Here is a 13,155-nt window from a genome sequence, read left to right on the forward strand (position 1 = left end):
GAGAAATCTTGTACGTCCTGCTTGTCCGATGAGCATGTTGGTTATTGCAGGGCGTACAAGATTTCTCCTCACGCCACGCTCAATCCCAACGCTTGTTCGTCGAAATGACATCTTTGAATCTAAAAGGAAGCTTTAACCTACTTCTGCCTGAAACTATCCCCAATAAACGCCAGTGCATCTACAATCCCTGTACGCCAGTAAGTCCAGGTGTGGCCACCATCACGGATGCGGAACTCATGCGGAACCTTTTTTTCGGTAAGGGCTATGTGCAGCAGGCCGTTGCCTTTACTCAGGGCATCGTCGTCACCGCAATCAAGCCAGTAGCGTACGTTTTTAAGTTCGTCGGCGCTTTTGCTTTGCACCAGGCCCAGCACCGAATTAGCTTGCCATGTACTATTTAAACGTTCCTTTCCATTTAGGTTAGGGCCAATTACGTTACTATAAGCTTCTTTCCACCGCGCTTCGGTTATTGCCATAAAATCATCATCGGTACGTACCGCAGCACTTAAGGCCGCCGCTGCCGAAAACATGTCGGGGTGTTTGATGCTGTATACCAACGTGCCGTAGCCTCCCATAGATAAGCCGGCCACTCCGCGGTATTGTTTTTTATTTTTAATACGGTATTCGGTTTCGATGGTGGGGATAAACTCTTTAAAAAAGAAATCCTCATAGTTTTGTTTGCCGTTGTAATTATTGATATACCAGCTGGTACCGGCATCAGGCATTACAATAATCATAGGGGGGATTTTGCCTTCGGCTATGGCTTTGTCGGCATACCGGTTCACTTCGCCAAATTGCAGCCAGCTGGTATGGTCGTCGCCATAACCATGCAGCAGGTATACTACCGGGTAGGTACGGTTTGATGTTTCGTAATCGTAGGGCAGGTAAATAGCGTATTTTACGTTGCGGTCTAAAATATCGCTTTTTACATATAGCTCTTCAATTACCTTGCCTGCTTGCTGCCCAAAAGCGGCACCGGTGGTAAGCAGCAGACATATCAGTAAAAGTTTTTTCATAACATTCATTTGAATAGAAGCCTGATTTTAGTTTGTGTTAATGAGGGATTTCAATCTGCATATTCGCACATCTGAAATCCGCACATCTCCCAATTATTTCTGCCTGAAACTATCGCCAATGAATGATAGCGCGTCAACAATCCCGGTGCGCCAGTAGGTCCAGGTGTGTGCGCCATCTCGTGTTCTGAACTCGTGAGGTACTTTCTTCTCGGTAAGGGCTATGTGCAGCAGGCAATTGCCTTTGGTTAAAAAATCGTCGTCGCCGCAGTCAATCCAGTAACGAACGTTTTTCAGTTCGTCGGCAGTCTTATTTTGCACCAGGCCTAAAACCGAATAGCTTTGCCAGGCTTTATTAAGCCGGTCGTTCCCTTTTAATCCGCGGCCCCAAAGCTGGCCAAAAATGTGCTCCCAGGTATCATCCGGAGTGCTTACAATCTGATCATCCGGAAAAACGGCTGCACTTAGGGCAGCCCCGGCTGCAAACAGTTCGGGATACTTAAGGGTATAGATCAGCGTACCGTAGCCACCCATCGAAAGCCCGGCTACGCCGCGGTATTTTTTCTCGGCCTTTATGCTGTATATTTTTTCAACCTGCGGCATAAACTCCTTAATAAAAAAGTCTTCATATTTTTCCTTGCCGTCGTACGAGTTAATGTACCAGCTCGAATCGGCATTGGGCATTATAATAACCATGGGCGGGATAGTGCCATCGGCAATGGCCTTATCGGCATAACGGTTTATTTCGCCAAACTGCAGCCAGCCGGTATGGTTATCGGTATAGCCGTGCAGCAGGTAAACCACCGGGTAAGTGCGGTGTGCGGTACCGTAATCGGGCGGGAGGTAAACGGCGTAATTTACATTGCGCTTTAGTATTTTGCTTTTGATGGTTTCTTCTTCTAAAACCTTGCCGTTTTGCTGACCAAACAAATTTGCCGAGCAGAGGATCAGCAATAAAAACAAATAACTTTTTAATATTTTCATGGGTGGATGGTATTTCAGGTTTAAAAGTTAAGCGCCTTACCTTGTTGCGGGTAAATAAGATTTAACTGCAATTTATTGGCGGCTTTTAACTGGGTTTTTATCTGGCTGATACTGGTAACAGGAGGTTTTAAATGCGTTACTACAACGTTTAAGCCTTTTATGTTTTCGGAACCTGTTAGGGTGGCCAGTTTATCCATTTCGGTCATGAGCCATTTGGGGCTGAGGTGGCCAAACAAGGTTTTATCCGGCTGTTGGTTAGGAAAGGATACCTCTATTAAAATAGCTTTCAGCTTTTTATCTTTCACCAGTGGGGCAACGGCCTGCCACAGATTTTGCAGGTTGCTGCTTTTCTCAATTTCATCCGCACCGGTATCACCTAAATAAAGCAGGTAGCTATCATTGCTGTTTACCAAAAAAGCGGTGCTGGTTAGGTTTGAATGAGCAAGCGGAAATGCCTGTACTTTCAGTTCGGTATTTTCGATGGCAGTTGCTGCGCCGGGTTCAAGTACTTTGTAATGGTATTTTTTTAAGGTTGGCGCTTCACCCTCATCGGCAAAGTTAGCCCAGCTTTTCCAGGTAAAATAGCGCGCTTTGATGGTTTCGATGCAATCATTAAATGCGTAGATGTTTTTGGTGCTATCCTCGGGCGAATTGATGATGAGCCCCGAGATATGATCAAGGTGCGAATGCGATATAAAATAGCCTTTAATGTATTGCTTAAGCACCGTGGCGCCGTCAACATTAAAACTTTTGCAGGCGATGGCTTTTTCTATACCATAATGCAGGGTGCCGGCATCAAGGCAAATATAATTATTACTGCCGGTTGGTGCCAGCATATAGGCCGATAAATTACTTTCGTCAATACCACCCAGCACGCCCAGCGGCACTAACCTGAAAACAGGTTTATTTTTTGCCTGACCGAAACAAAATCCCACTGAAAATAAAACACATAAAGAAATAAGCAGCAGTTTACGTTTGATAATCATTTGAGGCAGATATAATTTTACCAGGTAGTACGCTACTAAATTAAGGATATGCCTAAATAATCAAAGTAAAAAATTTAACCTGTTTTATAACAATAATAGTGGCTGTGGCTAACCAATCAGATTACGTAACGTGTTTTAAGGCAGCGTTCGCAGAAAAATTTCCGTATCGGTAACCAGAAGAGGGCGGTTTTTAATAACAAACCACGCTTCCTCCTCGTTTTCAGAGGTTCATTACAGCGCCTGCAGGTGTATGTCGGGCGCAAATCATTCTTTACAATTTGCATTGTGTTAGGGGTATCAAAATTGTGACAAACTTAGCAATAAGTTTACTATCATTAAACGAAAGTTTAATTAATATGGTTACCCCTATTAAGAATATTTTACTCGGTTTTCATAGCCTTTGCAGCCGATTTTTTATACTCGTAATCGCCGCCAAGCAGGTAACCCCAAGGCTTAAGGGTTTCAATCCTGTCGAAGATGATTTTAAATATGGCAATAACCGGGATAGAAAGGAACATACCGGATAAACCCCAGATCATTTCGCCAACAATAATACCGATAAACGAGATGAGCGCATTGAGCCGTACTTTTGAACCCACTATGGTAGGCAACAGCAGGTTGGCGTCAACCGCATGAATGCCTATTACACTTACCGCAACGGTGATGGTATTGCTGAGACTACCGGTGGCAAAGGTGATGATGGTACTTAAAAGCAGCGCCGTAAAAATACCGATATAGGGTATAATGTTAAATAAGCCTACAATAATACCCAGCAGGGCCGCATACTTGATGCCTATCATCCAAAATACGGTAATGGCAACGCCCGCTACTATCACCATCTCGAGCAATAATCCTAAAATGTACTGCCTTAAAATGCTTTGAATATTTTCTACAATATCCATTACCACATGCTCATTTTCATCCCTGAAAACCCATACCATAAAGCGGATAAGCAGGCGACGATACAACAATATAAAGAAGGTGAAAATGAGGATAAACACATAAAACAACATCAGCGATGAGATAGCCCCAAAGGTGGTGCCCAGTACATCCGTGCCCGATTCCATCAGCTTTTTGGCAGTATCGTCAACATAGGCCATCTGTTTCTCGGCGTTAACATGAAAAGCGTGTTGAATCCATCGTTGAATATCCTGTATAGATTGGTTTACCTGTTTTTTTAACATCGGCCAATCATTAGCCATATTTGAAATTTGCGAGCCTACCAGGTACAGGATACCCGTTACCACACCCACAAGCAGTAGTATGGATATAAGCGATGCCATACTGCGCGGCATGCGGAGTTTTTTCTCAAGGAAATTACAAACGGGCAGTAAAAGTATAGCGAAAATAAAACCGAAGATCAATGGGTCGAGCAGATCTTTAGCCGTGATAACAAGGTAGCCCAGGGCCAAAAAGCCTACCAGTACTAAAGCCATGCGTTCGTAAAAAGGAGCGAGTAGTTTTTTTGTGGGCATAGTGCGCGTATTGGGGTATTCTGATGCATTAACAGGTAAGCATTACAGATGTTTTGAAGATAAGGAATAATTGGGACCCCAGTAGCGGTAAGCGGTGATTTGACAAGATTTTAAGCGTATTTATAAATTGCTAACGACACCTTATATGCCGTGGTTCATAAGCAACTGAGCCGCAACTTGGTAGTACGCGCCTTGAGCAATCGCCGTCAATATTAACAGGGAGAGTTTAATTTAACAACTTTTGCAATAATTGCGGATAACCACCGCTATTGCCCGCGGTAAGGCTGTCGCCGAAACAGATCACCAGGCTGATATTATCGAGCTTATTATCTTTAATAAATTTTGCAACCTCTTTTGCTAAAAATGCTGTTCCATCCAAAGTCAGGTGAACGCCATCAGGTCTGTCGGGGCTGTTAGCGCTGTTCAATATGTAACTGCCGGCGGTTGAATTGGGGCTCCCCGCATTTTTAAATGCAGCGTTGATATCCAGGTAATAACATTTTAGCGACTGACTTAACGAATCGAGGATGAGGTTGATTTTATCATTCCTATCGTTCATGAAGTACGTTGGCGTTGTAATTTCGGCGGTACCGCGTGGCGGCGGGCTTAATAACAGTACTTTGCCGCTCTGTGCCTGTATTTTGGTTACCAGCGTTGTAATATTGGCCGTGTACTGATCATAAGGCACCCTGTGGCTTACATCATTGGTGCCAATCATTATAACAACCAGTTGCGGTTTGTAATTTAAAACATCTTCGTCAATCCTTTCAACCAGTTGGGCCGATACATTACCAGGCACGCCCTTATTATAAACAACTAATTTACCATTTCGCGTTGTTGAATCTCCCGATCCTTTTTGGCATGATAAAAAGCTTGTTATAATTAAAATAAAGGCTAAGTATTTCATGCTCATAAATATAGGCTTTTGGCAAAAGAATTGTTAACTAATTAATTTATTCACTTAAAATTAATACCATGGCAAAGTATTCGGAAAAAGCGGGAGAAAAGGTTGAGAAAACCATGCATGAAATGAAAGAGGGTAAGCTGAAAAGCGGCAGCGGTAAAAAAGTTACCAGCAAAAAACAGGCAATAGCCATAGGACTATCTGAAGCCCGTAAGGAAGGCGCCAAAGTACCCAAAAAGAAAAGCTAAGATATTGCCCAACGCGATCCGGAGATTTTTAATACCCGGATCGCATTGAACAGCCATTATTTTGTTTTATAAAAATCCGAAGCTATCCAATCGCGCAGTTTGCCCTCTTTATCAATTTTAACCAGTTTGTTAAGCAGGCTGTTGTTTTTATGATCGGTTTCGAGACTATATTTATCAACGGCTGCCTTCACACCGGCCAGGTTAGCCTTGTTTTTATCAAATGCAGTTTTGTTTTGTAAAGCGTATTTAGTGTATCCGCCCATAAAGATCATAATCAGCTGCGGGTTTTTTTCGGTCATTTTGGCCACGCTTGCATTTACTTCGATACTAACAGACGGACTACCCTGCATCCATTTCAATAAAAATGAGCTGGTTTCCATGCGTTTTTGTTCTTCAAGCGCCCATGGAGTATCCTGTAGCCAGTCGATGCCTTTAATTACATCTTCTTCGTATTTTGCATAATCGCCTTTTTCCTTTAAAACATAATTTTCGGGTACATGGAAGGTTTGGGCTTTTGCAGTAAGGCCAAATGTGATTGCAGCAATAATCAAGGTAAAGATTTTTTTCATTTGTGATTGGGTTAAGTTTTAATTTAAAATAATCCGGCCTGAAAATTAAGCAGATCCTTTTTTATTTCAAAATTGTGATCGGAGATGCCTGTAATATAGGTACTCAATGCCTCATGGAACTTGTTAATGGCGGCGTTATCATATCCCGGATTACTATAATAAACATGTTGGGTTGAAAGATATTCGTCCAAAATAGTTACCTGCCCATCGGTGTAACAGGCCCGCCCGGCTGGGTCATTAATAATTTCTTTTATGCGGGCTTTCACCTGTCGTTCCTGTTTGTATACCACAGCAAGCGCATCTACAATCTGATCGGGCTTCATTTGGCTATAAATAGGACTGATGGCTTTCATAATATCGGTATAAAAATCATAATCGGCAGCAAACTCCTTTTGAAATTTGAACAGGTAAAGATGTTTATCTATCAGTATTTGTTTCTGGTCGGCATCTGCTTTGTGATAAAAAAACAGGAAGATGTTTTTGTCCAGCTCTTCTATTTGTTTTTGGGTTTTTGCCAGATCGTCTTTAAGTATTGTTTCAACGTCGTAAATATTATCGGCACTATATTTTTCACCCCTGAAATCGAAGGTTTTAATTGACGGGTTCTGGTTGACCTGGGCAAGGAGATCGATGTCCTGCTGTATCCGGTTTACAACACGCGGCAGGTTGCTGTTTTCGATGTTTAACAACAGATCGAAGCTGCTGAAAGCAGGTGCGCCGATTGTTTTTAAAGTTTCTTCAATATCAAATTCGGTTATGTTACGATTATCGAAGTAGTTGTTAAATACCGGGTTATATGAAGTTGTATCAATCTGTTTATAAAAATCCTGTTTAAAAGTTTCAAAATCTATCACTTCGGCTTTCGGATCGGTATTAACTATGGCATATAAATGGTTGGTTACCTGTGCCTGTACTGCCGCCGGATCTTTAAAAAGCACCCATGCGGGTATTGCTACCGGAGGCACCGGCAAATTGATCTGGTTGGCACGCAACTCTCTGTCTTCAGTAGTTGGATGCGATGACCATTGATCTTTTATGGTGATCTCGCTGTTATCAGGCGGGTTCCAGCCATCTGCTATTACAGGAAGACTGATCTCGTCGAGACCTATTTTTTGATGACGGCAAAACTGTTTAATAAATTCAAGGTGTTGCGGATAAAGGTTGGAGGTACGTTTATTGTCAGCGAGGTTAGCCCGCGAGTAGTTGATCAGGTTATCATAGCATACCTGTGCTATTTCAATGCGTTTTAGCGAGGTTGCAATGTGATTGGAACCGCTTACATAGGCCGCTACCGAATCGGCATGAAACTCCATTTCGCGCGATAGGGCCAGGTTTGCTTTATTAATCACTACATAAAGCTTCTTTAAAACATATTGCATGCCCTGTATAATCCGCACGTTAATCAATGCCACCATGCTGAATACCGAGTGCAGTTTGGAGACGCTATTGAGTATTTTGCCATAATCGTCGGTATCGTACAGCATATCATACACTACCCTGTTAAAGTTGTAGATGTAGCTGCCAACTTTCATGCTCTTCTGCGAAAAATGGCCAAATTCATGAGCCATCACTGCCTTAAATTCGGATAGATTTACTGCATTCACCAGTCCGAGGCCTATTTTAAGATTTTTCTTCACCGGTAAAAACATGCTCCAAAAACTGGAGTTGTAAAACACCGCGGCATTAACATCGGCTGATAAATAAATTCGTTTCGGCTTTGGGGCACCGGCTTCGGCAGTTACTTTATAGATAAAATCGAACAATGCTGGCTCATCTGTTGGTTTTATCTCTATCAGATCAGACCGGTCGATACGGGTTCGCTTAAAAATAAATTTAACCACGAAGTAAACCAGCAGCAAGCCCGAAATGATTAAGGCAAGACCGAACGCCAGGGTTAAAAAAGTGGCATGTAACTGCATCACAAATACGCCCAGGTAACCAAATGCCACAGCTATGCCAATTGCGCCTAAAAACAGCAGCAGGTAGCATATTATAAACAATAGTATAGCCCCTATTGAAAGATACACATGATTTTTAAAAGCCTTTGAGGGCTTAATAATACTTTTATCCGCCCCTGCTGGCATGGGTGGATACGATAAGGTTAGGTTGTTCATTTATTTATTTAGTGTAAATGCATCGATGATATCCATCAGCACTACGGCATCATCAATAGCACAAGGGTTTGGCCCGTCGCCCTTAAAATAAGCTACTATTTTGGTGATAAACGGTTGTTGAATATGTTCGGGGTGCGTAATGGTTATTGTTTCTTCTTCGGTTTCGGTTTTCCAGGTAATGTAGTTACCAAAAAAGGGGAAGGTTATTTTGCCTTCGGTGCCGATGATTTCGCAGGTATCGGTGGTTTCGCTTTCGGCCACATTGAAGCACCATGAGCCGTTAACCACCACGTTGTTTTTAAACAGGATCTGCCCGCAAACATGATCATCGGCCGGGGTTGAGCACGATTGATTAAGCGAAAAGCCATGGTATTTTTCGGGCTCGCCAAAGTAATACAACATCAGGTCGAGTTGGTGCGGGGCCAGGTCATGAAAATAACCGCCGCCCGATAGCTCAGGCAGTACGCGCCAGTTGGTTTCCACATCGGCTACCAGTTTAGGTTTGCGGGCCTGCCACATCCTGATCTGTACGGTGCGGATATCACCTATTTTTTTTGTATCGATAAGTTCCTTTACTTTCAAAAACATAGGTAATGCACGGCGGTAATGCGCTACGGTAAGTTTATGCCCGCTTTCTTTAACTGCCGCTGCCATAGCCCTCGCTTCTGCCGAGTTACGGGTTACAGGTTTTTCAACATAAACATTAAACCCGTTTTGCAAAGCCTGTATCGCATAATCAAGGTGAGAGGCCGGTGGGGTAGCAATGTAGATTGCATTCAGATCTTTATCGCCCAACAATTCGGTGGCATCGCTGTACCATTTGGCTACGCCGTGGCGCGCGGCATAGTCGGCGGCCTTTTCAGCATCGCGGCGCATTACTGCAACAAGATCACTGCCGGGTACTTTTTTAAATGCCGGTCCGCTTTTTTTTTCAGTTACATTGCCGCATCCGATGATGCCCCAGTTTATTGTGCTCATAGGCCCCTCTAAATCTCCCCCTGAAGGGGGAGACTTTTATGTTTAAGTTTTTAAAAATTTTCGAATTCCAAAATAGTCAACTATCGTTCCCCTTCAGGGGGTTAGGGGGCTGGCGTTAGTATTTCCTCTATCCTTGCCAGCTCCTCTGCCGAAAATACGATATTATCCAAAGCTTTCAATGAATCTGATAATTGGGCCGGGCGGCTTGCGCCTATTAGTACCGAAGTTACCCGCTCATCTTTTAAAATCCAGGCTAAGGCCATTTGCGCAAGCGACTGGCCACGATCAAGCGCCAGTTTATTCAGGTCGCGGATCTGGCTCAGGCGTTCATCAGTAAGGTGTCCTTTTTGTAAAAAGCCGGTAGGCCTTGCTGCTCTCGAATCTTCGGGGATGCCATGCAGGTATTTGTCGGTAAGCATACCCTGCGCCAACGGCGAAAAGGGGATACAGCCTACGCCTTCGTTACCTAAAACATTCAGTAATCCGCCTTCAACCCAACGTTCAAACATCGAGTATTTGGGTTGATGGATAAGGCATGGTGTGCCCAGTTCTTTCAGCATTTTAATAGCTTTTGAGGCTAATTCGGCCGGATAGTTAGAAATGCCTACATATAAAGCCTTGCCCTGGCGAACGATCAGGTCTAAAGCAGCCATCGTTTCCTCGAGCGGCGTATTTGGATCGGGGCGGTGATGGTAAAAAATATCTACATAATCCAGTCCCATACGTTTAAGACTTTGATCTAAACTGGCTACCAAATATTTTTTCGATCCCCAATCTCCATAGGGCCCTGGCCACATGGTGTAGCCTGCTTTGCTTGAGATAATGAGCTCATCACGATAGTCGCGAAAATCTTCTTTCAATATCTTGCCAAAGTTTTCTTCGGCCGAGCCCGGCGGCGGACCGTAATTGTTGGCCAGATCGAAATGGGTAATGCCGTTATCAAACGCGAGGTGTAATATTTTACGATAATTATCGGCCACATCAACATGACCGAAATTGTGCCAAAGGCCCAGCGAAACAGCCGGAAGTTTAATGCCGCTATTGCCGCAACGGCGGTATTGCATGGTTTGATACCTATCGGCAGATGCTATGTATGTCATTATTTTTTAAGGTAAGGATTAGGCAGTAAAAATAGAATTTTAGGCAGATTAATAAAGGTGTTTTTTGTCTGAACCGGGATTGGTTTTTCTGAGATTACACGGATTGATTTTTGATTACACCGATTTTGACCGGTGATTTTTTTGATTCCGTTGATTTTTATCTGCGATTACACCGATTGATTTTTGATTACACCGATTTTTCTTACCCCGGCGGCCGTGTCCTCACGGCCGCATGCACGTACGCCTGCTTAGCATTTTGAACCGTTGACGTTTTTTGATTACGTTGATTTCGCTGATTTTTGTCTGAACCGGGATTTGGGGGGATTTTCGGGATGGCCAGGATTAAAAAGACGAAGAACGTTGGGGAAAAATCCTATTAATCCTAAAAATCCCCCCAAATCCCGGTTCAGACAACCTCCGCCACCACAAAAGTACTCCCCCCAACAAACACCAGATCATCAACACCCGCGTTTTTCTGTGCCGATAACAAAGCTTCTTTTACAGAGGTATAAGTATCACCAATTAACCCATGGGCTTCGGCCTGTGCCCTCATACTTTCAGCATCTAACCCTCGCGGGATATCCGGTTTACAAAAGTAATACGTAGCATCCTTAGGAAACATCGTCAACACTTTCCCGGTATCCTTATCATTTACCATCCCTATTACCATATGCAGGTGTTTGTATTTAACGGCCGCGATGTTTTTCATCACCTCTTCTATACCATCCGGATTATGGCCAGTATCGCAAATGGTAAGTGGATTTTGGCTTAGTGTTTCCCAACGGCCGTGCAAACCGGTGAGGGTTTTAACCTGTTTAAGGGCGGTATAAATATGTTGATCAGTAATAATGAAACCTTGTTTGCACAATTCATCAACGGCGGATAAAATGCCTTTTATATTTTTAAGCTGATAGGTACCGGTTAAATCAAGTCGGAAAGTCTGTAAGTCCGTAAGTCCGTAAGTCTGGTTAGTGGAGGGCTTTTTTTTCAAGGAAACTTCGAGCAATCCGTCATTATCTTCCGGACTTCCGGACTTCCGGACTTCCGGACTCATCATGGCCCACTCGTCTGATGCAAACCTGATCTTGCTTCCGGTTTCTTTGGCTTTGTTGGTGAATACATCAGCTACTTCCAGCTGGCGTTCGCTTATAATCGCGGGGACTCCCGGTTTAATAATCCCGGCCTTTTCACCGGCAATCAGCGGCAGGGTATTGCCCAGCATATTCATGTGGTCCCAACCGATATTGGTTATTACGGATAGGAGTGGGGTGATCACATTGGTCGAATCCAATCTTCCGCCAAGGCCAACTTCAATAATGGCTATATCCACCTTTTCTTTTGCAAAAACATCAAAAGCCAAAGCCACGGTCATCTCAAAAAATGAAGGCGCTATCTCTTCAAAATCGGCTTTATGATTGGCCACAAAATCAATCACGGTTTGCTCGCCGATCATTTGCCCGTTAACACGGATGCGTTCACGAAAATCCTTAAGGTGGGGAGAGGTATATAATCCTGTTTTGTACCTGGCCGTTTGCAAAACGGCCGCCAGCATGTGCGATGTTGAGCCTTTGCCGTTAGTACCACCTACGTGCACACTTTTAAATTTATGCTGCGGGTTATCCAGCCGTTTACAAAGTTCAAGCGTATTGGTAAGGTCTTTTTTAAATGCCGAAGCTCCGTCGCGCGTAAACATCGGGAGCTGGGTGTAGAGGTATTGGATGGTTGCGTTGTAGTCCATGGATTCAGTTTGCTTTGCCTGTTTGCAGTAGGCAGTTGCATACGGCAAAACTATCAAATAGGATTTGCAAACTGCAAACTGAATTAATTTACCTTGAATACAAAAACCACAGTCCCCTGCTGCTGATCGGGAGCATTATCCAATGGGTTAAGTTTAGAGTTGCGCACGGCGTCTTCGCACTTTTGAAGTAGTGCATCATCAGATATCGTAGTTCCGCGGGCACCGGCTTTAGCGTAGGTTACGTTGCCATCTTTATCAACGCGGATATCAACGACAATTTTACCGGTTTGACGGTTGCCATCGCTTACAGATGGGCGACTCACAAAGTTACGCTGCGCCATGTTCAGGCTGCCACCATTGCCCGATCCTGTACCGTTATAGTTGTTGGTAAGCGTAGTGCCCGTAGGTTTACCCTGGTTACCCGGAGTTTTACCTGTACCATCACCTTCGCCTGTACCGGTTGAGGCTTTGCCTTTGTATAACGCGTTTTGGTTAACGGTTGGTTTGGCCGGCGGAGTTTTTACCGGTTGCGGGGTTGCCACCGTTTGGCTTGGCTTTTTATCGGGTGCAGCCACTTCGGGCGCGTCTTCATTATTTTGGGTAACTACCGCTTTTTCGCTGCTTTGCGGGGTTGGTTTTTCTTCAGTTGGTTTGGCTTCGGTAACTTTATCGGGTTTGGTGTTATTGGCTTTTTCGGCTACCGAGGGTTCTTCGGTACTCATGTAGTCATCGCCCATACCTTCATCAACGGTGCCGTAGTTTACCAGGATGCCACCTGTTCCGTTTTCTTCAACAGGTGGGTTTTTGAATACGATAAAATAACATGCCGCTATCAGCACAGCCATAATAATGCCTGTTGCAATAAATGCCTTCGGATAGTTATTTTCTTCTCTGTACTCCATTTTTGTTCAGTTTGCAGTGGGCAGTTTGCCGTTTGCAGTTGTATGGTTGATTTGCAATTGGCTTCGGCCTTTTGCATCATTATCTAAATTAATAATCTAACTGTCGAAAAATTTGAAGTTTACCAACAAGCAATAACTGCCCAC

12 protein-coding genes are annotated in these 13,155 nt (G+C 43.8%); 1 reads left to right on the forward strand and 11 read right to left on the reverse strand.

Annotation, left to right across the window (positions count from 1 at the left end):
* Nucleotides 1-137 precede the first annotated feature (137 nt).
* The 5 genes from HYN43_RS01550 to HYN43_RS01570 all read right to left on the reverse strand — a co-directional run bounded on the left by HYN43_RS01550 (nucleotide 138) and on the right by HYN43_RS01570 (nucleotide 5,371).
* Nucleotides 138-1,016 carry an alpha/beta hydrolase gene (locus HYN43_RS01550; protein ID WP_119409212.1) on the reverse strand — a complete coding sequence of 293 codons (879 nt, stop codon included), beginning with the start codon at nucleotides 1,014-1,016 and terminating at the stop codon, nucleotides 138-140.
* A gap of 93 nt (nucleotides 1,017-1,109) precedes the next feature.
* A complete protein-coding gene (locus tag HYN43_RS01555) occupies nucleotides 1,110-1,997 on the reverse strand; it encodes an alpha/beta hydrolase (protein ID WP_119407778.1) in 888 nt (295 codons plus the stop codon).
* 20 nt (nucleotides 1,998-2,017) lie between these two features.
* The gene (locus HYN43_RS01560) at nucleotides 2,018-2,983 is read right to left on the reverse strand and encodes an MBL fold metallo-hydrolase (RefSeq protein WP_119407779.1); all 966 of its coding nucleotides are present in this window, start codon (nucleotides 2,981-2,983) and stop codon (nucleotides 2,018-2,020) included.
* A gap of 380 nt (nucleotides 2,984-3,363) precedes the next feature.
* On the reverse strand, nucleotides 3,364-4,458 hold the full coding sequence (locus HYN43_RS01565) for an AI-2E family transporter (RefSeq protein WP_119407780.1): 1,095 nt from the start codon (nucleotides 4,456-4,458) through the stop codon (nucleotides 3,364-3,366).
* A 226-nt stretch (nucleotides 4,459-4,684) separates the two neighbouring features.
* Nucleotides 4,685-5,371, reverse strand: a complete 687-nt coding sequence (locus HYN43_RS01570) for an SGNH/GDSL hydrolase family protein (protein WP_119407781.1) — start codon at nucleotides 5,369-5,371, stop codon at nucleotides 4,685-4,687.
* A 62-nt stretch (nucleotides 5,372-5,433) separates the two neighbouring features.
* Between HYN43_RS01570 and HYN43_RS30090 the strand changes: the two genes are divergently transcribed.
* Nucleotides 5,434-5,610, forward strand: coding sequence for a DUF6496 domain-containing protein (locus tag HYN43_RS30090; protein WP_162996252.1), 177 nt, complete (start codon nucleotides 5,434-5,436; stop codon nucleotides 5,608-5,610).
* Between the two features lie 56 nt (nucleotides 5,611-5,666).
* On the opposite strand, the gene HYN43_RS01575 is transcribed toward HYN43_RS30090, so the two are convergent.
* The 6 genes from HYN43_RS01575 to HYN43_RS01600 form a co-directional block, all read right to left on the reverse strand.
* On the reverse strand, nucleotides 5,667-6,179 hold the full coding sequence (locus HYN43_RS01575) for a hypothetical protein (protein WP_119407782.1): 513 nt from the start codon (nucleotides 6,177-6,179) through the stop codon (nucleotides 5,667-5,669).
* Nucleotides 6,180-6,202: 23 nt separating this feature from the next.
* Entirely contained in the window at nucleotides 6,203-8,293 is a 2,091-nt protein-coding gene (locus tag HYN43_RS01580; protein WP_119407783.1) for a M48 family metalloprotease, read from the reverse strand.
* Complete coding sequence (locus HYN43_RS01585; protein WP_119407784.1) at nucleotides 8,294-9,271, reverse strand: Gfo/Idh/MocA family protein; 978 nt, start codon at nucleotides 9,269-9,271, stop codon at nucleotides 8,294-8,296.
* A gap of 101 nt (nucleotides 9,272-9,372) precedes the next feature.
* Nucleotides 9,373-10,371, reverse strand: coding sequence for an L-glyceraldehyde 3-phosphate reductase (gene mgrA / locus HYN43_RS01590; protein WP_119407785.1), 999 nt, complete (start codon nucleotides 10,369-10,371; stop codon nucleotides 9,373-9,375).
* Between the two features lie 406 nt (nucleotides 10,372-10,777).
* Nucleotides 10,778-12,109 (reverse strand): bifunctional folylpolyglutamate synthase/dihydrofolate synthase, encoded by a 1,332-nt coding sequence (locus HYN43_RS01595; RefSeq protein WP_119409213.1) that lies wholly within the window; start codon nucleotides 12,107-12,109, stop codon nucleotides 10,778-10,780.
* Between the two features lie 83 nt (nucleotides 12,110-12,192).
* Nucleotides 12,193-13,011, reverse strand: a complete 819-nt coding sequence (locus tag HYN43_RS01600; RefSeq protein WP_119407786.1) for an energy transducer TonB family protein — start codon at nucleotides 13,009-13,011, stop codon at nucleotides 12,193-12,195.
* Nucleotides 13,012-13,155 lie beyond the last annotated feature (144 nt).

It is taken from the genome of Mucilaginibacter celer (genome assembly GCF_003576455.2).
GTDB lineage: Bacteria > Bacteroidota > Bacteroidia > Sphingobacteriales > Sphingobacteriaceae > Mucilaginibacter > Mucilaginibacter celer.